15 protein-coding genes are annotated in these 23,698 nt (G+C 65.7%); 6 read left to right on the top strand and 9 right to left on the bottom strand.

The genetic code is table 11. The annotated features are described in order from the left end of the window. Positions 1-3 precede the first annotated feature (3 nt). From OIK44_RS11905 to OIK44_RS11915, 3 genes are all read left to right on the top strand, one after another. The gene (locus OIK44_RS11905) at positions 4-1,602 is read left to right on the top strand and encodes an MBOAT family O-acyltransferase (RefSeq protein WP_273670971.1); all 1,599 of its coding nucleotides are present in this window, start codon (positions 4-6) and stop codon (positions 1,600-1,602) included. Between the two features lie 14 nt (positions 1,603-1,616). After that, on the top strand, positions 1,617-2,492 hold the full coding sequence (locus tag OIK44_RS11910) for an alpha-amylase family protein (RefSeq protein ID WP_273670972.1): 876 nt from the start codon (positions 1,617-1,619) through the stop codon (positions 2,490-2,492). Between the two features lie 303 nt (positions 2,493-2,795). After that, positions 2,796-4,334 carry a LamG domain-containing protein gene (locus OIK44_RS11915; protein WP_273670973.1) on the top strand — a complete coding sequence of 513 codons (1,539 nt, stop codon included), beginning with the start codon at positions 2,796-2,798 and terminating at the stop codon, positions 4,332-4,334. A 36-nt stretch (positions 4,335-4,370) separates the two neighbouring features. Here OIK44_RS11915 and OIK44_RS11920 read toward each other — a convergent pair whose 3' ends face one another. From OIK44_RS11920 to OIK44_RS11945, 6 genes are all read right to left on the bottom strand, one after another. Further along, positions 4,371-4,877 (bottom strand): Hsp20/alpha crystallin family protein, encoded by a 507-nt coding sequence (locus tag OIK44_RS11920; RefSeq protein ID WP_273670974.1) that lies wholly within the window; start codon positions 4,875-4,877, stop codon positions 4,371-4,373. A 27-nt stretch (positions 4,878-4,904) separates the two neighbouring features. Then, the gene (locus tag OIK44_RS11925; protein ID WP_273670975.1) at positions 4,905-5,891 is read right to left on the bottom strand and encodes a ribose-phosphate diphosphokinase; all 987 of its coding nucleotides are present in this window, start codon (positions 5,889-5,891) and stop codon (positions 4,905-4,907) included. A 76-nt stretch (positions 5,892-5,967) separates the two neighbouring features. Then, positions 5,968-6,315 carry a DUF2149 domain-containing protein gene (locus OIK44_RS11930; protein ID WP_273670976.1) on the bottom strand — a complete coding sequence of 116 codons (348 nt, stop codon included), beginning with the start codon at positions 6,313-6,315 and terminating at the stop codon, positions 5,968-5,970. Beyond that, positions 6,312-6,806 carry a MotA/TolQ/ExbB proton channel family protein gene (locus OIK44_RS11935; RefSeq protein ID WP_273670977.1) on the bottom strand — a complete coding sequence of 165 codons (495 nt, stop codon included), beginning with the start codon at positions 6,804-6,806 and terminating at the stop codon, positions 6,312-6,314. The genes OIK44_RS11930 and OIK44_RS11935 overlap by 4 nt, the downstream gene beginning before the upstream one ends. Positions 6,807-6,815: 9 nt before the next feature. Then, complete coding sequence (gene cobN, locus OIK44_RS11940) at positions 6,816-10,754, bottom strand: cobaltochelatase subunit CobN (protein ID WP_273670978.1); 3,939 nt, start codon at positions 10,752-10,754, stop codon at positions 6,816-6,818. Continuing rightward, positions 10,754-13,045, bottom strand: a complete 2,292-nt coding sequence (locus tag OIK44_RS11945; protein ID WP_273670979.1) for a TonB-dependent hemoglobin/transferrin/lactoferrin family receptor — start codon at positions 13,043-13,045, stop codon at positions 10,754-10,756. The genes cobN and OIK44_RS11945 overlap by 1 nt, the downstream gene beginning before the upstream one ends. A 503-nt stretch (positions 13,046-13,548) precedes the next feature. On the opposite strand from OIK44_RS11945, the gene OIK44_RS11950 reads away from it, so the two are divergent. Genes OIK44_RS11950 through OIK44_RS11960 form a run of 3 tightly spaced genes read left to right on the top strand, consistent with a single transcriptional unit; the run spans position 13,549 to position 17,461 of the window. After that, positions 13,549-14,385 (top strand): hypothetical protein, encoded by an 837-nt coding sequence (locus OIK44_RS11950; protein WP_273670980.1) that lies wholly within the window; start codon positions 13,549-13,551, stop codon positions 14,383-14,385. Beyond that, positions 14,382-16,424 (top strand): MFS transporter, encoded by a 2,043-nt coding sequence (locus OIK44_RS11955; RefSeq protein WP_273670981.1) that lies wholly within the window; start codon positions 14,382-14,384, stop codon positions 16,422-16,424. Before OIK44_RS11950 ends, OIK44_RS11955 begins: the two co-directional genes overlap by 4 nt. 20 nt (positions 16,425-16,444) lie before the next feature. Continuing rightward, positions 16,445-17,461 (top strand): ABC transporter substrate-binding protein, encoded by a 1,017-nt coding sequence (locus OIK44_RS11960; RefSeq protein WP_273670982.1) that lies wholly within the window; start codon positions 16,445-16,447, stop codon positions 17,459-17,461. A 6-nt stretch (positions 17,462-17,467) separates the two neighbouring features. Here OIK44_RS11960 and OIK44_RS11965 read toward each other — a convergent pair whose 3' ends face one another. From OIK44_RS11965 to OIK44_RS11975, 3 genes are read right to left on the bottom strand one after another with little or no spacing between them, the layout of a single operon-like run. Next, positions 17,468-18,625 carry an ABC transporter substrate-binding protein gene (locus OIK44_RS11965; RefSeq protein ID WP_273670983.1) on the bottom strand — a complete coding sequence of 386 codons (1,158 nt, stop codon included), beginning with the start codon at positions 18,623-18,625 and terminating at the stop codon, positions 17,468-17,470. A gap of 12 nt (positions 18,626-18,637) precedes the next feature. Continuing rightward, the gene (locus tag OIK44_RS11970; RefSeq protein ID WP_273670984.1) at positions 18,638-21,517 is read right to left on the bottom strand and encodes an NHLP bacteriocin export ABC transporter permease/ATPase subunit; all 2,880 of its coding nucleotides are present in this window, start codon (positions 21,515-21,517) and stop codon (positions 18,638-18,640) included. Beyond that, positions 21,510-23,696 (bottom strand): NHLP family bacteriocin export ABC transporter peptidase/permease/ATPase subunit, encoded by a 2,187-nt coding sequence (locus OIK44_RS11975; RefSeq protein WP_273670985.1) that lies wholly within the window; start codon positions 23,694-23,696, stop codon positions 21,510-21,512. Before OIK44_RS11975 ends, OIK44_RS11970 begins: the two co-directional genes overlap by 8 nt. Positions 23,697-23,698 lie beyond the last annotated feature (2 nt).

Below are 23,698 nucleotides of genomic sequence, written 5' to 3' on the forward strand. Positions count from 1 at the left end.
GCCATGCTGTTTAACTCCTACCTGTTCCTGCTGGTGTTCCTGCCCGTCGCGCTGCTCGGCTACTACGCGCTGGGCATGGCGCACCGGCGCCTGGCCGCCTGCTGGCTGTGCCTGGCCTCGCTGGTCTTCTACGGCTGGTGGAATCCCCAATATGTCGCCCTGCTGCTGCTGTCGATCGCCTTCAACTACCTGGCCAGCCAGGCGCTGCTGGCGAGCGCGCCGTGGCCGCGCGCGCAAACGGCCTTGCTGACGGCCGCCATCGCCGCCAACCTCGGCCTGCTGTTCTACTACAAATACCTGGCCGCCCTGTTCGCCTTCCTGGCCGACGCCGGCCTGGTCGCCCACGAACTGGACGCGCTCATTCTGCCGCTGGGCATCTCCTTCTTCACCTTCACGCAAATCGGCTACCTGCTCGACTGCAAGGGCGGCGTCGTCCACGAGCGCAGCGCCCTCAATTACACGCTGTTCGTCACCTTCTTCCCGCACCTGATCGCCGGACCTGTGCTGCACCACAAGGAAATGATGCCGCAATTCGCCGACCGCGCCACCTACCGCTTCCAGGCCGAAAACCTCTCCATCGGCGGCGCGCTGTTCGCCATCGGTTTGGCGAAAAAAGTCCTGCTGGCCGACAGCGTCGCGCACTGGGCCGAGGCCGGCTTCGCCGAGCCGGACGCGCTGCGCCTGTGGAGCGCCTGGGGCGCCAGTCTGAGTTACGCGCTGCAACTGTACTTCGATTTTTCCGGCTACTCCGACATGGCGCTGGGCCTGGCGAAAATGTTCGGCGTGCGCTTCCCGCTGAACTTCAACTCGCCCTACAAGGCCGCCAGCATCATCGACTTCTGGCAGCGCTGGCACATGACGCTGACGCGCTACCTCAACGACTACCTGTACAACCCGGTGGCGATGGCCCTGTCGCGGCGGCGCGCCCGGCGCGGCCTGCCCGTCGGGCGGCGCGCCGCCGCCAGCGCCGCCGGCTTCGCCCAACTGGTGCTGCTGCCGACCGGCTTCACCATGCTGCTGGCCGGCGTCTGGCACGGCGCGGGCCTGCAATTTCTCGTCTTCGGCTTGCTGCACGCCGGCTACCTGGCGCTCAACCATGCCTGGCGCGCCTTCGCCGGCCAGCGCCAGCAAGCGCCCGCCGGCGCCTTGCGCCGCGCCGTCCGCCACGCCGGCGGCGTCGCCCTGACCCTGCTGGCGGTGCTGGTCGGCCAAGCCTTCTTCCGCGCCGACGGCGTCGCCGGCGCGCTGTCGCTACTGGCCGGCATGAGCGGCCAGCACGGCGTCGAGGCGCTGCCGGGCTGGCCCTGGTCCGGCATCGAGGGCGGCGCCGCGCTGCGCAGCGAAGACATGCTGCGCCTGCTGGTGGCGCGCTGGTCCGAAACCATCCAGATCTCCCTGCTATTCCTGATCGTCTGGTGCATGCCGAACTCGCAGCAAATCATGGGCGCCTTCTCGCCGGCGCTCAAGCCCGCGTCCGGGGCGGCGCCGCGCTGGCTGCAATGGCGCCCGTCCGCCGGCTGGCTCGCCGTCACGCTGTGCATGCTGGCGGCGGCGCTGCTGTCGATGCACAAGGAAACCAAATTCCTCTACTTCCAATTCTGATGGGAAGCACGCCCATGCCCGCGCCGCCTCGCCCTCACCTCGCCGGCGCCGCGCTGCGCACCGTGGCGACGGCAACACTGCTGGCACTGGCGGCCTGCGCCGGCCCGGCGCAGCGCCCCCTGCCGATAGACGGCATCGCCTGGCAGCCCGACAACGCCACCGCGCGCCCATATGGCAACTGGGACCGGATCGGCGCGCGCGAACTGCTGATCCAGTGGACCCTGGTGGACCAGACCGCCTTCGTCGACCTGGCGGAAGCCGGCGCCCAGGCCGCGCCGCAACTGCCGGACTGGGGCCGCATCGCCGCCGAGCCCTGGGCCCGCGACGTCATCGTCGGCCTGGCCGGCAGCTTCGACGAGAACGCCGCCCGCGCCGGCGTCGCGCGCCTGGCGGCGCTGTCGCAGCGGCTGGCGGCGCTGCCGACGCCGCTGCATGTGAGCGGCTGGTACTTCCCCGTCGAAGTCGACCCCAGCTGGGCGGACGCGCGCCGCCTTGCCGCGCTGCTGGCGCCGCTGCCGCGGCCGTTGTGGATCAGCGCCTACGACAGCGCCAACATCGGCGCCGACAATTTCGCCGCGGCGCTGGCCGCCTGGCTGCCGGACGATGTCGGCGTGCTGTTCCAGGACGGCGCCGGCGTCTACGCCCGCGAACCGCGGGTCGCGCGCGGCTACGCCGACGCGCTGGCGGCGCGCCTGGGCCGCGCGCGGGTGCGCATCATCGTCGAGGCGTTCCGCCCGCGCGTCGGCGGCGGCTTTCGCAGCGCCACCGTAGACGAACTGGCGCCGCAGTTGCGCGCCTATGCAGGCTACCGCCGCTACCTGTTCGACGGCCCGCATTATGTCAACGACGCGCTGGTCCAGGACATCTTCAAACTGCTGCAGGAAAACTAATGTCCTGAGTTGCCGGTTCGCTCGACAACGCGTGCCTGACTCGGAATACTAGCCAGCCGCGCCGGCAAAAACCAAAGGCATGCAACCGGGGTCCAACCCTGATGCTGTGCACGCGGCGCGCCGGCAACGCCAAATCCCACGCCCGCCTGCGCCCTTGCGCCTCTACCTGAGTCCGCTTTTCTGGACATTTCCCATCGAAAAAAGTTCAATTTCCCCCTGCAAATAAAAAAAATATAGTTCCGGTGTGCATATTGATTTAGATCAAAAGTTGGCGCAACTTAACGCCTCTTTTGGAGGAAAAATATGCCCAACTTCATATTCCGCGCACGACTCCTGCTTGCGCTCCCCGTCCTGCTACTGGCAGCGTGCGGCGGCTCTTCCGGCGACCAGGCCGTCGCGCCAGGCCAGACCGCCGCCGCGGTCAGCAACGCCACCGTCTACAACCGGCCGCGCCCCACGCTGCCCATCACCGCGCCGCTCACCGGCGTGACGATAGACGGCATCAGCAACTTGGCGGCCACGATAAGCTCGCTCAACAGCATCAGCAAAGTCCCGACGACGCGCATCGTCTTCGACGAATACGTCCCGGCGAATAGCTATCTGAGTGCGACCACGCAAATCCGCAACGTCAGCTACGTGATGGGAGAGCTGCTGGATTCCTTCTACGTTCGGCATTACTCGGTGCAAGCCTACCTCGACCGCACCACGGAATACCTGAACACGCTGGGCAACCAGGTCGACATCTGGGAAGTCGGCAATGAAATCAACGGCGAATGGCTGGGCAGCAACGTCGACGTCGTCGCCAAGATGAGCGGCGCCTACGACCTCGTCAAGGCACGCGGCAAGCTCACCGAGCTGACGCTGTACTACAACAAAAACTGCTGGTCCAATCCGGCCAACGAAATGTTCACCTGGGCACAGAACAACATTCCGGCGCGCATGAAACAAGGTCTGGACTACGTACTGGTCAGCTATTACGAGGACGACTGCAACGGCTTGCAGCCGGACTGGCCGACCGTGTTCAACCAGCTGCACGCGATGTTCCCGAATTCCAAAATCGGTTTCGGCGAAGTGGGCACGGCGATAGCCTCGCGCAAGGCGGAATATGTGCGGCGCTATTACAGCAAGCAGATCAACGTGCCGAACTACGTCGGCGGCTACTTCTGGTGGTACTTCAGGCAGGACATGGTGCCCAACACCAAACCGCTGCTGCAAACGCTCAACGACGCCATCAACAGCGTGGCGCCACCTCCGCCACCACCGCCACCTCCACCGCCGGCGGGCGGCATATCGCTGGCGGCCGACAATTGGATGACGGTCTACAATGGTTACGGCAGCGTCAGCTACGACGCCGCCACCGGCATCGTCATGGCGCCGAGAGCGTCGACGGCCCCGTCCGAGACGCACGCCGCGCTGACCCTGGCCAAAAACATCCAGTTGCGCAATTTCCGGCTCAGCATCACGGCGACGACGGAACAGCAGTTGCGCCTGAACTCGGCGCCGAACCCGTGGGAAGTGTTTTGGATCTTCTTCAACTACACACCCACGTCGGCGGGAAAAAACACCAACTACTTCCTGCTCAAGCCCAACGGAGTGGAACTGGGCAAGGCGTTTGACGGCATCGGCCAGACCTTCCTGTACACCGGCCCCGCCAGTGCCACCGCGCTGCGCGTGTCGAATAACTACGTCGTCGAAAAAATCGGCAACCACGTGACGGTCTACATCAATGGTGTGAGGGCCAGCGACTACACCGGGGCGCTGTATGACGTGGCCGGCTCTATCGGCCTGTACACGGAAGACGCGCGCGTGCGCATCACCAATGTCCAGGTGACGCCGCTGTAAAGCATGAGGCGGCCGCCGCCGGGCGGCCGCCTCAACTCACCCCGTCACTGGAATGGTCCGCGCCACGCTGGCGCTCTCCTTCGGCAGCGACACGGTCAGCACGCCGTTTTTGTACGATGCCTTCGCATTGTCGATGTCGACAGTGCGCGGCAGCGGAATGGCGCGCTGGAACGCACCATAGGCGCGCTCCATCAAGTGGAAGGTCGAGCCCTCGGTGTCGCTGGCATAGCGCTTTTCGCCGGACAGCAGCAAGGTATTGCCTTCCACGGTAATGCGGCAATCCTCCTTCTCCAGTCCCGGCAGCTCGACGCGCACGACGATTTGCCGCTCCATTTCCTCGACCTCGCAGGCCAGCAAGCCCCAGCGCGGGAAGGTGGCGCGCGCGGCGCCCTCCGCCGGCCTCTCGTCCTTGCCGCGGATAAAATGCGTCAGCGAATCGCCGCCGCGGCTGAGCAATTCGCGCCAGCCCTCCGACAGGCTTTCCCAGGCCCGGCCGATTTCCTGGCCGATCAGCTTCCCCGACTGCTTCAACGACTCCAACATAGCGTCCTCCCAATCCCGGCAATAGCGTCACGACATCAGCAAGTCGCCCCTGGGGACGCCGCCGTGCAGGCACTCGATCGCCTCGGCAAACAAGGCGGAGCAACTCAACACCGTCAGCTTCGCCTTCACCGCGCCCGGCTCCAGGCGGAACGCCGGCACGGAATCGCTGACGACGATGCGCTCCAGCGCGCCGTCGGCCAGCAGCGTCTGCGCGTCGCCGGCAAACAAACCGTGCGTCGCCGCCGCATACACCCGGCCCGCGCCGGCCGCGCGGCAGGCCCGGACGCTGCGCGCCAGCGTATTGCCGGTACTAATCATGTCATCGACGATGATCGCCTCCCTGCCCTTCACCTCGCCGACCAGCATCTCGCCGCTGACGACGCCGCTGACGCGGTGCTTCTCGACGATGGCGCCCGACACCGGCTTGTCCAGCACCTGCGCCAACGACAGCCTGAACTGCTCGGCGCGCTTGATGCTGCCGGCGTCGGGCGACACCACGACCACCTCGCGGCCGCGCAGCAGCGGCGCGAAATACTTGACGAACAGGCGGCTCGCCTCCAGATGCTCGGTGCAGCAGCGAAACGCGTTCTGGTAAGCCGCCAGATTGTGCACATCCAGCGCCAGCACGGCATCCGTGCCGACGGCCTCGAACAGCGCGGCGACATAACGCGTCGTCACCGGCTCGCCCGGATTGCCGCGCCTGTCATTGCGCGCGTAAGCCAGATACGGCAGCACCGCCGTGACCCGCGCGGCGCCGCCATCCTTGAGCGCGCCGATGAAAAACAGCAGGCGGCACAGCTTGTCGTTGGCGCTTTGCCGGGCGTCGCCGTACAGGGATTGCAGGACGAACACATCGTTGCCGCGCACGCTGTCGAGCGGACGCGCCCTATGTTCGCCATCCTCGAAATCGCGCTCCTCGTGGGCGCCGGGCGCCATATCGAGCCAGCGCGCCACCTGCTCGCCGAAAGCCCGGCTGCTGTTGAGCACAAATAGCTGCAATTCATTGTCAAACATGATAAGACCAATGACGCTCACATTACCTTGGTTCGATCCGTCGCAGCGGCGCGAGTTCCGCCGCCATTGCGATCGCTCAATCGCGCTGGCCCCCTTCCGCACCGGCGCCGGCGCCGCCTTCCGGCACGTAAATGATCGAGCCATCTTTCATGCGGTAGGCGGTGCCGGCCTTGGCCCCCTCGCCCTGACCGATGTTGCCGGTGCTCTTGTAGCGCTCGATCTTCTCGCCCTTCTTGACCAGCACCTCCATCGTCGGCTTGCCGGCGTCGGTGATGACGGTGACGTCCTGCTTGCTGAAGGTGTTGAGCAGCGGGTTCTTGGCGACGACGATCAGCAGCGCGGCGATGATGACGAGAAAAACGTCGATCAGGTTCACCACCGACAGGATAGGGTCTTCGGTGTCCGCTTCGTGCAGCAGCTTCATGCGGCCTCCGCGCGCGGACCGGTGCGCAGGGCTTCGATCTCCAGCAACTCCTCGGCCAGCCAGCGGCGCTGCACGTTGACGACGAGGAAGGTGGCAGAGGCCGCCAGCAGCGCCAGGATCACGGCCGAAAACGCCACCATCAGATTCTGCGACACGGCGCCCAGGTTGCCGTCCGACAGGGACTTCATCGCCGGCCCCATCGGTATCATCGTCGCCACCAGGCCCATCATCGGCGCCACGCGGGTGGCGATGCGCCCCGCCTCAAGCAGCTTGTGGGCGCGCACGTCGAGCTCGTCGGCGCCGGCGTGGCGGTGTGCGCGCCACCAGGCCAGCAGCGGCCGGCCGCCGCCACGGCGGCGCTGCCAGCCCTGCACGGCGAAACTGCCGAGGCTATAGAAACTGTACAGGAACAGCGCCGCGATCAGCGCCAGGGTCGGCAGCAGGAACAACTGGCCCAGCTGGTACATCAGGGTTTCAATCAGAATTTGCATAGCTATCTTTCAACGAAGGTTCAAACGTGAATCGGGGGGGGCGCCGGGCGCGCGCGTCTGGCGCACGGCGCCGGCCAGGATGGCGCCCAGCAGCGCCAGCACGCCAAGCGGCCAGCCCGGCCGGGGCGGCGGCGTTTGCGCCACGCTCGCCAGTTGCATGCCGCGTATCGGCGGCGGCGCAGGCGGCGCGGCAGCCGCGGCGCCGGCCGCCGCCGGCCGGCGCACCGCCTGCGCCTGCGCCGGCGACGGCCGCGCCGCGCCCGTGCCGAAGCCGGCGGCGACGAAGGCCTTGAACTGTGCGTTGTCGCTCTTGACGTCATGGCGCGCGGAAATCTCGCGCCAGCGCTGCTTGAGCTCGCGCACGGTGTCGGCGTCGGCCTTCCAGTAGCCCTTGCGCGCCGCCTCCAGCATGCGTTCGATGCTTTGCGCCAGCGCGTGCGGGTTGTCGCGCTCGAACCAGTCCTTGACGCCGAGGCGGTGCTTGTCGCGCACGTAGACGTCGACGAACTCCTGCCACTGGTCGTCGCGCACCACCTCGCGCGCCACCGCCTGCCAGCCCCAGAAGTTGTTGACCGAGTCGAGCACCTGCAAGGTGCCGGCGTAGCCCTCGGCCATCAAGCCCTTGATATAGCCGGGGTGGAAGTTGCGCGTGGCCAGTTCCTTGGCGAGGAAGCCGGCGGCGCTCTCGACCTTGCCGCCGGCCCCGCCGGCGCCGGCCTCGCGCAGGTTGGAGATGTACAGCTCGGGCGCCTTGCCGTCGAGCCGGCGCACCGCCAGCGACAGGCCGCCCAGGTACTGGAACGGGTCGTCCGTGGTCAGCATGCCGTACAGGTTCGAGCTGCGCGACAACACCGCGCCCTCGGTGCCGCGCAGCGCCTCGGCGTACAGATTGACCTTGGCGCCGGCCTGGCCCCACGTGCTCTGGTCGGGGCCGTAGGCGAACTGCATGCGGCTCAGGTACAGGTCGGCCAGCTTGCGGTCGCCGTCGTCCTTGCCCTTCCAACTGTCGCTGGCCAGCGTGGCGCCGTCCAGGCCGGTGCCGTAGCGTCCCGACTCCGACGAGAACATGCGCGTTTGCGCGGCCGCCAGGCGTTCGGCCGGCGCCATGCCGGCGCGCTCCAGCCGGGCCGCGATGTCGCGCGTGTTGGCGGCCACCGGGTTGTCGTCCTCCTGCGCCTCGGCGGCCAGCTGCGCCGCCCGCGCCAGCTGGCGCATGGCGTTGGGAAAGTGGTCGCGGTACAGGCCGGTAACCGACAACACCACGTCCACCCTCGGCCGGCCCAGCGCCGCGCGCGGCACCAGCTTGACGTCGACGACGCGGCCGCCGGCGTCCCACACCGGCTCGACGCCCAGCGCCCACAGCGCCTGCGCCTCGAGAATGCCCTGGTGGCGCATGGTTTCCACCGACCATAGCGAGAACGCCAGCTTCTTCGGCAAGCGCCCCTTGGCCTTGCGGTGGGTCGCCAGCAGCGCTTCGAGCGCCTCCTTGCCGGCCGCCCAAGCCTGCTGGGTCGGCACGCGCGACGGGTCGAAGCCGTACAGATTGCGTCCGGTCGGCAGCGCCTCGGGATTGCGGATCGGGTCGCCGCCGTAGGACGTCGGAATGTGGCGCCCCGACAGCGCCGCCAGCAGCGCCGCCATCTCGTTGCCGGCCGACAGCGCGGCGTAGTGGGCACGCCCCTGTTCGAGCATCGCGGCCAGCTCCGGCCTGGCCACCTCGGACAGCGGCGCGCCGTCCAGCGCGTAACGCTTGAGCAACTGGTAGGCCGTGGTGGCGCTCAGCTTCTGGTAGTCGCCGACGAAGCTCTCGTCGGCTTCCTCGCCGGGCGCGGCCGCCAGTTCCCAGAACCGGCGCCCGAGCATCAGCAGCACCGTGCCGAGGCGGTGCTGCTGCGCCGGCGCCGTGCCGAAGGTGTGCAGGCCGAGCGGTTGCGCCGTCTGCGCCAGCTCGTGCAGGTGATTGTGCAGCGCCTCGACGAAGGCGGGGAACGCGGCGGCGATGCGCGCCTCGTCCCAGCCCATGTCGCGCTCGACCCGCTCGGCCCGCGCCGCGCGCAGCAGGTCGGCCGCCAGCCGCTCCTTGACGGCGCCGCTGTCCTGGCCTATCCAGGCGTGCAGCAGATCGTGCATGCGCGTGAGCGCCTCGTGCAGGCCGGCCGGGGCGAACGGCGGCGTCTGGTGCGTGATCGTCACGGCGCGGCCGCGCCGCTTGGCCTGCAGCGCCTCGCCGATGTTATCGACGATGTAAGGGTAGACCACCGGCACGTCGCCCACCGCCAGCAGCGGATAGTCGGACACGGACAGGCCGCGCTCCTTGCCGGGCAGCCATTCCTGCGAGCCGTGGGTGCCGTAGTGGATCAGCGCGTCGGCGCGGTGCCCCTGGCGCGCCCACAGGTAGGCCGCCAGGTAGAAGTGCGACGGGCCGGCCTTGACACTGTGGTACAACTGCTTCTCCTTGCCCTCCCATTTTTCGCCGCGCGGCGGCTGCGGCAGCAGCACGACGTTACCGAACTTGGCGCGCGGCACGACGAAGTAGGCGACGCCGTCGCGCCGCACGACCATCGACGAGCGCTCCGGCTCGCCCCAGCGCGCCAGCATGGCCTGTTGCACGGCCGCCGGCTGGCGCCCCAGCCAGGCGCGGTAGTCGGCCACCGGCAGCAGCTCGGCCAGGCCGTCGCGCAGCAGCGGCTCCAGCTCGCCGTCGCGGTAGAACGGCGCCAGCAGGCGCTGCAGCAAAGCCGTCAGCACCGGCTCCTCGTGCGCCTGGGTGCGGTAACCGGCGCCGCGCAGCGCCTCAAGCGTGGCGGCCAGGCTTTTCGGCAGGTTCAGGTAGGACGCCGACAGGTTCTTCTCGCCCGGCGGGTAATTCCAGAAGAACACCGCCAGGCGCTTCTCGGCGTTCTCCAGCCGTTGCAGGCGCACCAGCTTGAGCGCCTTCTCGACCACCGCCTGGGCCTGCTCGGGGATGGCGACGATCTGCTCGTCGCTGGTGGCGCTGGCCACCATGGCGTCGACGATGCCGGCGTACTCGCCCTGCGCCAGGTAGAACGGCACGTCGCTCAGGTTCACGCCCTGCGGGTCGGCCGCCCACGCCGCCGCGTCGCCCTTGCGGTAGGGCGTGGCCTGCACCACGGGAATGCCGAACGCCTCGAACTCGCGCCGGCGCCCCTCCGGGTTGAGGATGATTTGCGTGTTGATGATGACGTCGGCCTGCGCCCTGCCCTGCACGCTGATCAGCGGCGCCGGCGACTCCATCGCCGGGCCGTAGAAGGGCAGCGCGACGGCGCCGGCGGCCTCGATGCGGGCGATCAGGTCGTTGATGAACGCCAGTTGCTCCGAGGCGATGTATTGCTGGTGCAGGGCGATGGCGACCGTCGGCGGCCGCTTCCGCGGGTCGACGCCCTTCCAGGCGAAATAGGATGGGGTGTCGGCGAAGACGATCTGCGGCGCCAGCGGATGGTAGATGCCCAGCTTGGGGAAGACCAGCGGCTCGGCCACGCCCGTCGCGGCGCGGCCCGCCAGCTGCGCCGCCAGCGTGCGGAAGAAGCCGTCGAAATTGGCCCGGCCGCCGTTGACGTAGTAGGCCAGCAGGCGCTTGGCCAGCGGGTCCGGCAGGCCGCTCCACGCCGGTTGCGCGTCGTACAACCACAACTGCGGCTTCTTCAGGCCGGGCAGCGCCCGCGCCAGCCGCCCGCGCACCGCGTCCTGCAGGTAGGTGTCGAAGAAGACTGCGTCATAGCCCTTGAACAGGGTGGCGTCGGCGTCGGCCGGGATCTTGTCCAGGTAGCGCACCTCCGCCTGCACGCCGTGCGTCCGGGCGATGCCCTCAAGCAGGCGGAACTTGCCGACCGGCACGTTCGGCGTGGCGATGAACAGCACCGAGGCGGCGTGGGCGGCGGCGGCCAGCAGGAACAGCGCCGCCGCCATGATCAGGCGCCTTGCCAGCATCAGAAGTCCGCCTGCACGGCGACGCTGAGCTTGCGCCCGGGCTGGGAATAGAAGTCGACGCCGGCAGGATCGGGCGCGTCGGCCTGGCGGATGTCGCTCCACAGCCAGTACTTGCGGTCCAGCAGGTTGTTGACGGCGACGTTCAGGCGCACATTGCGCCCCAGCTTCAGCCACGCCGCCAGGTCGGCCACCGCGTGGCCGGGCGTGCGGAAGAAGGTGCCGGCGCTGTCGTCGACGCTGCGCTTGCGGGCGGCGGCGCGCACGCGCGCCTCGGCGCCCCAACTGCCGGCGTCGCGCAGCAAGCCCAGGCTCAGGCGCGCCGGCTCGACGCTGTTGAGCGGCTGGCCGTCCTGCTCGTTGCTGCCGTGGACCAGCGCCAGCGCGGCGTCGCCGCGCCAGCCCGGCGCGATGTCCCAGTTGGCGCGCGCCTCGGCGCCGTAGATGCGCACCTTGGTCAGGTTGACCGCCATATTGGTGCGCCACGCCGGAGACGGGCTGTAGCACAGCGGGTCGCGCGGGCAGCTCAGCATCACGGTTTCGATGAAGTCCTTGTAGCGGTTGTCGTAAGCGGCCAGTTGCAGCCGCAGCGGGCCGGCGGCCAGGCGCAGGCCCAGCTCGACGCCGACGCTCTTCTCCGGCTTCAGGTCGGGGTTGGGCACGGTGGCGTAGAACTGCGAGGCGTTGCGGAAGGCGCCGTTGACCTCGTTGTAATTAGGTGCGCGGAAACCGCTGGCCGCCTGCGCGTAGGCCGTCACGGCGGACGAAAACTGCCACTGCGCGCCCAGCTTCGGCGACACCGCGCTGTGGGTCTGCCGCACCACGCCGCGCCCCAACTGCGTCAGCGTCTGCTGCGCCAGCGCGTCGACTTCCGGCTTGAGCCGGGTGCGGTCGAAACGCAGCGCCGGCGTCAGCGACAGGCGGCCGCCGGCCAGGCCGCCGATTTCATCCTGGACGAACAGGCCGACGGTGTCGGTGACGCCGATGGCGAAGTCGCGCAGGGGGTAGACCTCGCCGGCCAGCGAGGGCAACGTGACGCCCCGGGTTTCGTTACGGATGCGGGCGTCGCGCTTTTCCTCCACGCGCACCCGGCCCAGGTCGAGGCCGGCGCTCAGCACATGCTCCAGCGCGCCCGTCTTCAGGCCCTTCTCCAGCAGCAGGCCGGCGCCGCTGCTCTCCTGGTCGAGATAGAAATCCTGCGCGACCAGGCAATTGTTGCCGGCGCCGGCGGCGGCCGAGCACGTCGCCGAGGTGTTGCTGCGGCGCTGGGCGTTGTGGTTGGCGGTGGCCGCATCGGTGCGGAACAGCCGCGCCGTCAGGCGGTCGTACAGGCCGGCGGCTGGCTTGTGCTCCCATTCGACGCTGGCGCGCCGGCGCCGCACATTGTCGTCGCCCCGCATGAAGGTCAGCTTGGGCATCGCCGCGGCCAGGCGCAGGATCTCGCTGTCGGCCTGTTGCTTGCGCCCCTCGACGGTGGCGACCAGCTTGTGCCCGGCGGCCGGGCGCAGCACCAATTTGGCCAGCAGGCCGCGGTCCGTGGCGTCCTGCGGGTTGGCCAGGCTGCGGCTGCTCGACGCGCCGCCCTGGGCGCCCATGTTGGCGGCCTCCTTCGCCCGCATCTGCGCATACCCCAGCAAAAATTGCGCGGACCCGGCGCCGAAGGCGCCCAGCACCGTCTGGCTACGGCCCTCGTTGGCGCCGTGGTAGCCGGCCTTCAGGCGCAGGGCGCTGCCGGCGCCGTCGCGCAGCAGGTCGGCCGGGTCCAGCGTCAGGTAGCCGACCACGCCGCCGATGGCGTCGGAGCCGTACAGGCTGGACGCGGCGCCGCGCACGATCTCGACGCGCTTGAGGAAATCGGGCATGGCGCCCGGCGCGCCGCCCATTGTAAAGTTGCTCGGGCCGCCGCCGTTGTAGTAGTCCGGCAGGCGCACCCCGTCCACCATCTGCACCACGCGGTTGTCCTCGATGCCGCGGATGTTGACGCGGGTGGCGCCGAAGCGGCGCAAATCGCGCGCCATCGACACGTCCGGCTCGTCGCGGAACAGGTCGGCCTCGTCGCGCGGCTGGCGCCGGTCCAGCGCGTCGCGGTCGACGCTGGTGACGGTGGCCGACAGGCTGTCGGCCTCGGCCTCAGTGCGCGTGGCGGACACCACCAGCTCGCCCAGGCGGACGGATCGGACGTCCTCGGCGTAGGCATGCGGAGCAAGGGAAGTGGCGGCGAACGCGGCGGCCAGGGCCAGGTCGAGGCGGCGCCGCGCGAAAACCGGCGCTACGCCGGCGGACAGCAAAATCATGACAGTTCTCCATAGGGCTGGCAAATGCTAGCGGCCTGGGAAGAACTCTCCTTGAGTGGCTGGCGTTGGACATCGAGTGAGGCGGCGGACAAGCCTGCGGCCCTCCCCCCTCTCGAAATTGTTGCCAAAGTTTAACAGGCAAGCGATCTCATTGAGAATGATTCTTATTACCTATTGATCGGCGGCGCGGCATAGTTCGATGGAACTATGCCGGCGGCATACGGGCGCGGAATGTGTCCATCGCCAGAGAATTCTTGCCAAAAGCGCACTAATTTGCAATACTTAACAAAATAAAAAGTGCACGGCTTTCCCCCATGCCGAAAAACAAAAAGATTAGCCATTCCGCTTTCCGCCTCTTCATTTGAGCGTCAGCCGGCATATTTGCCGGCCTCGCTGCGCAGGCTTGCATTCAAGGACTTCACAAACAAGGACGCCGCATGTCTTATTGACGACATGCTTTTGCCGGAAAACCAACACGGCCCGCCGGCCGCAGAATGGTCACAATGCAGAATTCCACGCTCAGCGCTGCCGCCGATAACACCGATGCCGCACGACAGACCAAGCACCTATGGTGGCGGATAGGCGCATTGTTAATGCTGGTCATTACCCTGGTATTGATCCTGATATCTTTTCTGAATTACTCGAACTACCGGAAAAACTATCTGGAGCTGAATGCCACCCGTTACATGATAATGGGCAAGGATCTGCGGCAAACCATTGAAGGCGGCCTGAATATCGGCATCGCGCCGGCGGCGAATACGCATTTGCTTCCCACGATGCAAGATCTCATGCAAAGGCAAAGCGGAACGCGTTACATTGCGATTGTCGACGAATTCGGCGTCGTGGCCGTGCAGGGCAATATGCCGGCCCAGCCGGCCGCCGAATGGAAAAAACGCCTCAAGCAAACCGCCAACGACGGTATTTGGCAAGGAGGCGGCGCCGACACCTTTCAAATTGGCGTGCCATTTAGCAACAACTTCAATATCAAAATCGGCGCCGTCGTGATCGGCTACGACCGCCTCGAAATCCGCGCCGCCACCCGCGACATGTTGCGCAAGCTCGCACTCAGTCTCTTGCAAACCCTGCTCCCCTGCGCGCTGTTCATCTTCGGCGGCGCCTATCTGTTGACGCGCAAATTGACGCGCGACCTGGCGCAGGTTAGCGAGACGCTCAAACGCAGCCTGGACGAGCCTGTCCAGGCCCACGTCACAGCCGACTTGCTGGGTGCCGATGTCGCCGAACACATCAACACATTTACCAAGCTCAGCTACCACGCGGCCCGCGAACTGAAACAACTCGAACTCGATGCCGCCACCGGCACGCAGGGGGGCAAGCCATGAAACAGTTGCAGATGCGTCTGGTGCTACTCGCCACCCTGGGTTTGCTGTTATCTGCCCTGTTACTGTCCTGGCTGACATTGCGCGACTTCGAGCGCGATTTGCCGCCGGAAATGGCGCGCACGGTTGCCGCCGTCAGTTACTCCAGTTCCGAGGTGCTGGGGCTGGCATATCAATACGGGGTGCCGTTCAAGGAGATGGTTGGCGTCGATGAATTCCTCGACGCCGTCAGAAAAGACAATCCCAGCATCGCCTATATGCTCGTCACCGACCTGCAAGGGAAAGTGCTGTACCAAAGCGGCTATGCCGACTTGCCCGAAAAAAAACAATTGCAGCGCCTGTTCAATGCGGCCGGCACCAGCATGCAGACCACCACGCGCGCCGGCTACTTTAATACCGACGTCCCCCTGGTGTTTCAGCGCCAACGGCTGGGCAGCCTGCATTTGGGGCAGCGCTCGGCCCTGGTGGAGCAAAAATTACAGGAAATCTCCTACGACGTCATCACGGTGCTGGTCGTCGCCGTCCTGATCGCCCTGGAACTGATGCGTTTTGTGCTGACGTTCACGGTCGCGGCCCCGGCCGATGTGACCCGGGCATTTTTGTCGCGGGTGCGCCAGGGCGATTTCAGCCATTATCTGCCGCATGATAGGCTGGCCGGCATCGGCCAATTAAGCGCGCCGTTCAATGCCATCGTCGCGGAGCTGAACCGGCGCTTTCAAGCCCTCTGCCACCTGCCGGCCGATGCCGCGTTCAAGGCCAGGCTGCAACAGCGCCTCGCCCCCTTCCAGTTCCACGCCGCCGGCCAGCGCCCAAGCTTGCTGACGGCCGCCGTCGACTACATCCGCTGGCCGTTTTTCCTGCTGATTTTCGCCGACTCCCTGTCGCTGTCTTTTTTCCCGTTTTTTGTCGACCAGTTCTACTCGGCGGAGATGGGCATCTCCAAAAACCTGGTGATTGGACTGCCGATTTCCCTCTTCATGCTCACCTGGGCCCTGTCCATGCCATGGGCCGGCATGTGGTGCGACCGGGTCGGCCATCGCACCGCCTTTATCGTCGGCGCCGGCATCACCACGCTGGGCCTGGCGCTGACCGCCTGCGCGCAAACCCTGTACGATCTGCTGCTATGGCGCTCGCTCACGGCGCTCGGCTACGGACTGGTGTTCATTACGGCGCAAAGCTATATCAGCAACAACACGCCCCCCGCCCAGCGCACCAAGGGCATGGCGATATTCCTGTCGAGTTTTTTCGCCGGCTCGCTTTCCGGCTCGGCCATCGGCGGCATTCTGGCCGACCGCCTTGGCTATCATTGGACCATCTTGCTGTCGGCCCTGCTGAGCCTTATTTCGGCGATATTCGTGTTCCGTTTCCTGCACAAGCATCTGAGTCTGCTCGGCGCCCCCAAGAAGCGCTTGAGTTTCCATGACTTCAAGCTGCTGCTAAAAAATAAAAAGTTTTCCGCGATTACCTTTCTGGCGGCGATCCCGGCAAAAATCGCCCTCACCGGCTTCTTGTATTACGCCGTCCCCCTCTACCTGAAACTGCTGGGCAATAACCAATCGACCACGGGAAGGATCATGATGGCTTATGGCCTGGCGATCATCATCCTATCCCCGCTGGTGGCGAAACTGGCCGACAAGATAGGCCAGCTGCGCTGGTTCGTCACCATCGGCGGCTACGGGGCGGCCACGGCGATGGTGATCATCTATCTTTTCGATAACACCTTTGGTTTGCTGCTCAGCATTTCCCTATTGGGCATCGCCCATGCGATCGGCGTGTCGCCGCAACTGGCCCTGGTTAACGATTTTTGCAAAGATGTGGTGCAGGAGGTCGGCGTGGGCACGGCCACCGGCATCTTCCGTCTGATCGAACGCATAGGCAATGTCCTGGGGCCCATCGTCGCCGGCCTGTTGATTTCCCACTTCAATTTCAAAGGCGCTTTCTTGGGCATTGGCATACTGTGCTTTATTTGCGTAAGTTGCTTCACCGCCATATTTTTCTGGTATGAGCGCCCCCCCTCTCCCGCTGCTCTCCATGTGGCGTAATACAAGAAAGGTTCTGTGCAATGCGTCGTCTCATTCTGTCTAGTCTGCTGTTATGTTGCTCCGCCCCGCTGTTCGCCAGCCCAGGCAAACCATACAAGATCATGATGCTGCTCTACCGCGGCACGACCGACGCGGAAAAAGGTTTCATGGCCTATCTGCACAGGCGGAAAATTCCGGTCAAGTTCACCATCTGCGACGGGCAGGCGGACAATGGCAAGATCGCCGCTTGCGTGCAGACGGCAAAAACCTTGCAGCCTGACTTGATCTATTCCTTCGGCACGACCGTTACCGCCGAGCTCGTCGGTTTGCAAGGGCAAGTCAAGCCCGGCCTCCACGTCACCGATATTCCCGTGGTGTTCGATATTGTCGCGGACCCCATCGGGGCCAGGCTCATTAGCGATATGAAGTCCTCGGGCCGCAACCTCACCGGGGTGTCCCACCTGGTGCCGCTGGCGGCGCAGATGAAGGCCCTGCAAAGCATGCGCGGCACCCGGCATATCGGCGTGCTCTATAATCCCCAGGAAAAAAATTCCCTGCTGGCCGTTCAGGAACTGGAGCGCATCGCGCCGCAGTTCGACATGAGCGTGCAATTGAAACCGGTTGCCCTCGACCGTAACAACAACCCGAGCGCCGACGGCTTGCACAAGGCGGTGAAGGAACTGCTGGCAAACAAACCGCAGTTTGTCTACATTCCCTCGGATTCTTTCCTCATCAAAAACGCCAAGACCGTGGTGCAGGCCGCGAACCTGGCCGGCATCCCCGTCTTTGCCGCCACCGAAGCGCCCATCCGCAACGACGGCGCCCTGCTGGGCCTGGTCAGCAATTACTTCAACGTGGGCGAGTTCGCCGGCTACAAGGCGGAGCAGATCTTGGTGAAAAAGATACCGCCGTCGCAAATTCCCGTCGACGTTTTGCACCGCTTCACCTATCTGGTGAATATGACGACGGCCAAGAAATTGCGCATCTATCCGCCCGCCGCTATCCTGAAGATCGCCGAAGCCATCATGCCGCTGGACGCCATCGACGCGCGCGAATAAATCCGCTCATTTGGCACGCGGCGGGGCGCCGTCGAAAAAGACAAACTGCCCGTCCCGCACCACCACTTTCGCCAGCCGCTTGCCGACCAGCTCGCCGTTCTCATCATAGGTGTGGCGTCCCGTCACGCCCTGCCAGTTTTTAGTCTCGCGCAAGGCCGCCGCGACCTTGCCGGGCACTACGCTGCCGGCCCGGTTCATCGCCTGGGCCAGCAACAGCAAGGTGTCGTAACCCTGCGCCGCGGCGCTGTCCGGCAGCACGCCGTACTTGGCCTGGAAACGCTCGCCAAAACTGCGCACTTCCGGGCGCGGATCGTCGATGTTAAACAAGGAAAAGACCACCACGCCTTCGACCTGCGGGCCGCCCAGTTTGATCAACTGGGCGGAGTCCAGGCCCGCGCCGCCGAAAATCGGCGCGGCAATGCCGGCGGCACGCGCGTCGCGCACGATCTGCGCGCTTTCCGGCAGCGAGCCGACGAGGAAAATGGCGTCGAACTTCAGGAACGAGGCCCAATCGGCCAGTACCGAGGCGTAGTTGTCGCCGCCCATATTGTAGGAGCGCCGGTCGGCCACGAGGACGCCGACCTCGTTGGCGCGCTGCTCGAAATGGTTGGCCAGATCGATGCCGTAGTCGTTCTTCACATAGTAGAGCGCGACACTTTTATAGCCCCGCGCCACGGCGTAGTCGGCGATTTGCCGCCCCTGCTCGCGATTGCCGGGCAAGCTTCTGAAGACCAGCGGGCTGCCGCCCTGCGTCACTTTTTGGCCGCTGGCGCCGGGGGTCACCATCATGATGCCGGCCCGCTCGTAGATCAGCGACGCCGGCGCCGCTATATACGTATTCAAATGGCCGATCACGGCGACCACATCGGGATCGTTGGCGATCTCCTGCGCCACCAGGCGCCCCGCCGTCAGCGATGCCTGGTCGTCCTTCAACATCAGGTGGATTTTCCTGCCGCCCAGAATGCCGCCGCCCTGGTTCAGTTCCTGCACCGCCAGATTAATGCCGTTTACCAGGGAAGCCTTACTCAGCTGCAAGGGCCAGGCGACGGCAATGCGCACCTCGCCCGTGCTGCTCGCCAAATGATCGGCGCGCTGCTGCTGCAAAGACTTTTCTTGACAAGCGACCAGGGCGAGCATGGCCGCCAATCCCAACAGCACTTTCATATGATGCCCCATTCAAGCGATTTGACGTTTTGCCAGTTCTGAAAATAAACCCGCCTGCTGCATTAATTCCTGGTAGGTGCCCGATTGCACAACGCGGCCCTGCTCCAGTACAAAGATGCGGTCCGCGTTCATGACGGTGCTGAGGCGGTGCGCAATCACGACCCTGGTGGCGCGCAGTTTCTCCATGCTGGCGCTGACCACGGCCTGGGTTTGATTGTCGAGCGCGCTCGTCGCCTCGTCAAAATAGATGATGCCGGGCTGGCGCGCGATCGCGCGCGCGATCAGCAAGCGCTGGCGCTGGCCGCCCGACAGCGTGCCGCCGCCGTCGCCAACGAGGGTGTGCATTCCCATCGGCATAGCCTGGATATCCTCGTCGAGGCCGCAGGCGCGCGCCGCCTCCCATGCCTGGGCCAGCGACAAGGTGCTCGATCCGATAATATTGGTGAAAATATCGCCGTTCATGATGCGTCCGCCCTGCAGCACCACGCCGAGCTGGCGCCGCACCGCCCCGACATCGACGTCCTTCAGATTGTGCGCGTCGTAATAGATGGCGCCCCGGCTGGGCGTTTCAAAACCCAGCAACAGGCGCAACAAGGTCGACTTCCCGGAACCGGACGCCCCCACCAGCGCGACGAACTCCCCCGCTCTGATGCTCAGCGAAATATCGCGGAGGATGGGCGCCGCATCAGCCGCGTAGGCAAAGCTGACGTTGCTCAACTCGATCGCGCCGCTCAACTTGCCTGGATCGGCCTTGTTTTCGTCGACCTCCGGCAAGGTTTCCAGGATCGGCCTGGTGCGCTGGTAAGTGGGCGCGATGTCGACCAGCGTCAGGGCGTTTTGCACCAGGTTTAGCATCGCATTCATGAACAGGGTGAACACGGCGCTGAAGGCAATGAAATCGCCCGTCGACAAGCGCGCCCTGTCTTGCTCAAAGCCGGACCAGGCGAGGCAGGAAAAAATCGCCGCGCTGCATAACAGGGGAAACACGGCGCTAAAGACCCTGCTCATGTTCGCCAGCGTGCCGGCGCGCATCGTCAAGCGCTTTTGCATGGCAAAGCTGCCGCTCCAGTTGGCGAAGGCGCGCCCCTCCGATCCCGTCATGCGCAGTTTGGCGATGCCGCTTAGATACTCCAGCACCCGGCCGGCGGCAAGGCCGTTCAACGCGCTGGCCGCGCTGGCGACGCGGACGCGGAAATAAGCCAGCGTGACGTTGAACGCCATGGCCACCAGCACCAGGAGCAAGGCCAGCGCGCCCAGCGTCGGGCTGTAGTAAAACATCAGGAAAATATTCAAGATTGAAAAGACCCCGTTGACGAGCGACGCGATGACCGTCCCCGACAAGGCTTGGCGGATCTCGTTGATGCCGTTGATGCGCAAGGCCAGATCGCCCGCCGCGTAATCGCGAAAGAACGGCATCGGCAACTTCAACACGCGGTCCCACACGGCGGCCTGCAAATCGCTGCTGGCCTTGCCTTCGACGCGCAGCATCAGCAGCGAGCGGGTCGCCTCGAACAGCAGGTTGACGACACTCGCGACAAACAGCATCGCCACCACGTGCAGCATTTGCGCGTGCTCGGCGGCGGGAAAGACCGTGTCGAACAAATGCCCGGTCGCGATGGGAATGGCGATACCGAGCAGCGCGGCCAGGATGCCGATCAAGGCGATGCCGGCAATTTCCGCGTGGATGCCGCGCACCATGAAGCCCAGGATGTCGCCGATCGCCAGTTTTTTGCTCGGCAGCTTACGGTAGAACATATAGGCGAACCTGGACAATTGCCCGGCGAACTCGGCGTCCACCACCGTGCTGTCGCCGCCCCCCGGCGCGAGCGCCTGGTAGCGGCCGCCGGACAAAGGCAGCAGGGCCAGGGGCCGCCGCTCCGCTTCGGTGAACACCAGCAAAGGGCCATTGTCCTTGCGCCACCACTCCCCCTTCAGGGCGACGCTACGGCTGCGCACCCCCGCCGCGTCGGCCAGCGCTTTCACGGCGTCCTGCGGCTTGCCGCCATCCAGGCCGCCGGCGGGCGTGTTGAAGCTGAGGCCGAGCGACTGGCCGATCAGGCGGCAAGCGCCCAGCAAGGCGTCGCCGCCGGCGCCCGCCTCGGCGCCCGGCCGCTCGAACAGCGTGGCCAGATTGCCGAGCGCATCGGCCATCGCGCGCCGCCCCATATCGGTTTTTTGCTGCAGGCGGTTGAGCTCGTCGATTTCATTTTGCTGTGTTTGCTCCATGGCGCAGAGCAAGGCCATGCGCGTCCATGTCTCTATGCCCTCCAGCAACTCCAAGCCGGTGAACGCCGCGCACACCTGCGGCGTCGACAGACAGGCCAGCGTGCTGTCCGCGTCCAACTGCAGCCAGCCGTCGAGCGGCAGCGGCATCAGTGGCGGCAGGGCAAAGCGGCCCAGGTAGCGCCCCTGCCCTTGCGACAGGCACATCCACAAGCCGTCCGTCTGCGCGCCCACCGGCAGCGCCTGCTCCGCCGTGGCGGCGCGCCCCCCCGCTGCCAACGGCACGAGCCCGCGCGGCCGCGGCGGCGCCGGCCGCGCCAGCGTCAGCAGCAAGGGGTCGATGAGGGGCGCCAGCAACAAGGCGCCGTCCGCATCGTCCAGCAAGCCGGCGAAAGCCTGCCTGTCCATGACCCAGTAGCGCGTCTGCGGGCTGGGCGCGGCCACCAGCGCATACGGCGCATCGGCGCCGATGGCGGGAAAGACAAAGATCTGCCCGCCGTCCACCGAACAGAGATGCTCGCGTCCGCTGCCGGACACCATGAAAATGTTCAACTGGCCCTGTTCCACCAGCCAGACGCCGCCGGCCGGCGTGCCGTCGCCGTCGCCGCCCGGCCGGGCGCCGGCGCGCTGCAGGTATTGCCGGAGCATGGAGACGCGGTTTTTATTCATTGGCAATGAGCCTCGCATAATGGCCGTTCAACTGCATCAGCGCCTCGTGCGTGCCGCGCTCGATCACCTTGCCCTTTTCCAGAAAAATAATTTCGTCGCAATCCCGGATGGCGCTCAAACGGTGCGCCACGATGAGGCAACTGCAAGCGCGGCGACGCAGATTGGCGTCGACATTTTTTTCCGTCAAGGGGTCGAGCGCGCTGGTCGCCTCGTCCAGCACCAGCAGGCGCGGGTTGGCGCTCAGCGCGCGGGCGATCTCCAGGCGCTGGCGCTGGCCGCCGCTGAAATTGCCGCCCCCTTCCGCGACGACGCTGTCGTAGCCGCCCGGGCGGGCGGAAATGACGTCGTGGATGCACGCGTCCTTGGCCGCCGCCACCATCACGGCATCGGGTACGCTGGGATCCCACATCGTCAAATTGTCGCGGACGGTGCCGGCGAACAGCGCAATATCCTGGTCGACCGTGGCCACGGAGTTGAGCAGTTGCCGCCGCGGCAGCGCGCCGCGCGCCTTGCCATCGAAGGCGATTTCGCCCTCCCAGGGCTGGTATAAACCGGCGACCAGTTTGGCGATGGTCGATTTGCCGCAACCCGACGCCCCCACCAGGGCCACGCGCTTGCCCGCCTGCAGCGTCAGGCTGAAGCCGCTGAGCAGGGGCGCATCCAGCTTGCTGTAGCCGAAGGTGATATTTTTCAGTTCCAGCGCCCCGCTCAATTTGGCCGCCGCCAGCGCCACATCGGCTTGCTCGGGCAGTTCTTCGCAGGGGTAGCGCAAGACGTCGTCCAGGCGGTTCATATCCCCCTGAAAACTCTGGATTTTTCCGCCCAGGGCAACCAGGGCGTTGACCGGCCCGACGAAACTGATCACCAGCGCCTGAAACGCCACCAGCATGCCGATGCTCATGTCGCCGCTCATCACGCGCGCCCCGCCTATGCCCAGGACCAGCGTCGCATTCACGGCCGTCAGGAACTTGGGCAGCAAATCCAAGGCGATCGAGCTGCGGCTCATCTCTTGCATCGAGCTCATCAAACGCGCCTGGTAACCCGCCCAGCGGCTGAAGAAATCGGATTCCGCGCCGGATGCCTTCAAGCTTTCAATCAGCATCAAGCCATTCATCGACGTGCCCATGACTTTGCTGTGATCGATCGCCAGTTTTTGGTTCAATTCCTTGCGCCGCTGCGCCACATAGCGGAGCACGGCAAAATTGAGCCCCACCACGAAGATCGTAATCAGGCTCATCGTCACATCGTAGAACAGCATCACGGCCGCAAAAAAAACCGCCGTCAACACGCTGAGCAGCGCGCCGGCCAAGTCTTCCGACAGGATATTGGCGACCTGGTTGTTAATCCCCACCCGCGAGCTGATGTCGCCGGCCGAGCGCTGGTGGTAAAAGCCGATCGGCAGACGCAATACATGCCAGAAAAAGCGCGCGGAGGTGGCCAGCGCAATGCGGGTTTCCAGCTTCAGCAAATAATATTTTTGCAACCAGGTCAAGCCGGCCAGCACCACGCCAGTGCCGAGCATGCCGGCAACCAGGGGCCGCAGCCAGCTCTGCAGGTTGGCGACGAGGACCGTATCGATAAACACGGCCGTAAACACCGGGATCACCAGCCCGGGGATCACCAGCAGTATGCCCACCAGCACCAGATAGGCCAGGGCGGCCTTGGCCCCGACCAGGCGCCGCCGCAAGGAGGCGATCAGGCTGGGGGGGCGGCCCGTGGCGGTGAATTCCGGCCCCTTTTCAAAGGCCATCACCACGCCGGTGAACCCGAGGTCGAACTCCGCGTCGCTGACGACGCGCCGCCCCATGGCCGGGTCGTTCAAATACACCTTGCCGTCGGCAAAGCCGTCGACCACCAGGAAATGGTTGAAATTCCAGAATGCGATCAGGGGAAACGCCAGGCGCCGCGCGCCGGCCGGCTCGGCCTTGAAGCCGCGCGCGGCCAGGCCATACTGGCGCGCCGCCCTCACCAGGTTGCCGGCCTTGCTGCCGTCGCGCGAGACGCCGCAGGCGACACGCAACTCTTCCAGCGGCACGAATTTGCCGAAATGGGCCAGCACCATGGCCAGCGAGGCGGCGCCGCATTCCACGGCCTCCATCTGCAAAATGGACGGCGTGCTGACCCGGCCTGCGGAGGCGGCCGGCTTGAGACGCTGGACGATGCGCCGGAACAGAGTCATAC

The organism is Janthinobacterium fluminis, assembly GCF_028595325.1.
GTDB lineage: Bacteria > Pseudomonadota > Gammaproteobacteria > Burkholderiales > Burkholderiaceae_D > Janthinobacterium > Janthinobacterium fluminis.

Bases quoted from the DNA above. Each gene is read 5' to 3' on its own strand.
- OIK44_RS11920 (WP_273670974.1), bottom strand. From the start codon at position 4,877: ATGTTGGAGTCGTTGAAGCAGTCGGGGAAGCTGATCGGCCAGGAAATC.
- OIK44_RS11910 (WP_273670972.1), top strand. From the start codon at position 1,617: ATGCCCGCGCCGCCTCGCCCTCACCTCGCCGGCGCCGCGCTGCGCACC.
- OIK44_RS11930 (WP_273670976.1), bottom strand. From the start codon at position 6,315: ATGAAGCTGCTGCACGAAGCGGACACCGAAGACCCTATCCTGTCGGTG.
- OIK44_RS11925 (WP_273670975.1), bottom strand. From the start codon at position 5,891: ATGTTTGACAATGAATTGCAGCTATTTGTGCTCAACAGCAGCCGGGCT.
- OIK44_RS11970 (WP_273670984.1), bottom strand. From the start codon at position 21,517: ATGAATAAAAACCGCGTCTCCATGCTCCGGCAATACCTGCAGCGCGCC.
- OIK44_RS11915 (WP_273670973.1), top strand. From the start codon at position 2,796: ATGCCCAACTTCATATTCCGCGCACGACTCCTGCTTGCGCTCCCCGTC.
- OIK44_RS11975 (WP_273670985.1), bottom strand. From the start codon at position 23,696: ATGACTCTGTTCCGGCGCATCGTCCAGCGTCTCAAGCCGGCCGCCTCC.
- cobN (WP_273670978.1), bottom strand. From the start codon at position 10,754: ATGCTGGCAAGGCGCCTGATCATGGCGGCGGCGCTGTTCCTGCTGGCC.
- OIK44_RS11965 (WP_273670983.1), bottom strand. From the start codon at position 18,625: ATGAAAGTGCTGTTGGGATTGGCGGCCATGCTCGCCCTGGTCGCTTGT.
- OIK44_RS11960 (WP_273670982.1), top strand. From the start codon at position 16,445: ATGCGTCGTCTCATTCTGTCTAGTCTGCTGTTATGTTGCTCCGCCCCG.
- OIK44_RS11950 (WP_273670980.1), top strand. From the start codon at position 13,549: ATGCAGAATTCCACGCTCAGCGCTGCCGCCGATAACACCGATGCCGCA.
- OIK44_RS11955 (WP_273670981.1), top strand. From the start codon at position 14,382: ATGAAACAGTTGCAGATGCGTCTGGTGCTACTCGCCACCCTGGGTTTG.
- OIK44_RS11935 (WP_273670977.1), bottom strand. From the start codon at position 6,806: ATGCAAATTCTGATTGAAACCCTGATGTACCAGCTGGGCCAGTTGTTC.
- OIK44_RS11945 (WP_273670979.1), bottom strand. From the start codon at position 13,045: ATGATTTTGCTGTCCGCCGGCGTAGCGCCGGTTTTCGCGCGGCGCCGC.
- OIK44_RS11905 (WP_273670971.1), top strand. From the start codon at position 4: ATGCTGTTTAACTCCTACCTGTTCCTGCTGGTGTTCCTGCCCGTCGCG.